General features: G+C 56.9%; 2 protein-coding genes. One reads left to right on the forward strand and one right to left on the reverse strand.

The features are described from left to right. A partial coding sequence (locus AWB67_RS38805; protein WP_143746841.1) for a LacI family DNA-binding transcriptional regulator occupies positions 1-325 on the reverse strand: 325 nt, incomplete at its 3' end. Between the two features lie 234 nt (positions 326-559). Between AWB67_RS38805 and AWB67_RS38810 the strand changes: the two genes are divergently transcribed. After that, a partial coding sequence (locus AWB67_RS38810; protein ID WP_143746842.1) for a substrate-binding domain-containing protein occupies positions 560-833 on the forward strand: 274 nt, incomplete at its 3' end.

The raw sequence follows: 833 nt of genomic DNA on the forward strand, positions 1-833 counted from the left end.
GCGTACCCACGACCATCGGACAAAGCCCTCGGCTGCGTGCCTCGACCTCGAAGGTCTCCGCGAGTGCCGCGAAAAACCGGTTCCGGTAATGCGGAAGAATCATGCCGGCCAAACCCGAGCGCGAGAGGCGGAGCCCGCGAGCTTTCATGTTGACGGCGTAGCCGAGTTTCTGCGCAGCGTCGAGAATCCGATTCGCAGTCTCCTCCCTTATCCGATAGCGGGCCCAAGTGCCATTGAGCACCATGCTTACCGTTGCCGTCGAGGAGCCTGTCGCCTTCGCGACATCGTAAATCGTGGATTTGCGTGTGGGGTTACTGCTTGCCATCAAAGTGCTCCGAGGGCGATTTCCCGCCGGTCGTGTTTCGTGAAAGTTATCCCGTTTGAGAAAGCGCGAAATATCAGGGTTTGCACGAGTCGACCGGCTTGCTAAATAGATTCAGCATACACGAACCCGAAGTGCTAAATGGATTTAGCAACATTTAGCAGGCTGTCAAATCCGGGTTTCCAATACTCACTTTCCAGCGTCTGGTGCCATGACCAGGCGTAATTCGGAGGAGACATGTTCAAAAACATCATCCGTACGTTGAGCTTCAGCGCCATTGCCTTTGCCTTGGCCACGAGCCTGGCTTCTGCGTCGCCGGACAAGCCGGTCATCGGCGTCGTTGTGAAGATTGGCGGCATTCCCTGGTTCAATGCGATGGAGCAGGGAATCAAGAAGCGCGCAGACCAGCTCGGCGTGAAGGCATTCATGGTTGGTCCCACGAGCGCTGACCCGGCGCTGCAAGTCCGTGCCATCGAAGACCTGATTGCGCAGCACGTGGATGTTATCGGTG

Source organism: Caballeronia terrestris (genome assembly GCF_001544515.1).
Classification (GTDB): domain Bacteria; phylum Pseudomonadota; class Gammaproteobacteria; order Burkholderiales; family Burkholderiaceae; genus Caballeronia; species Caballeronia terrestris.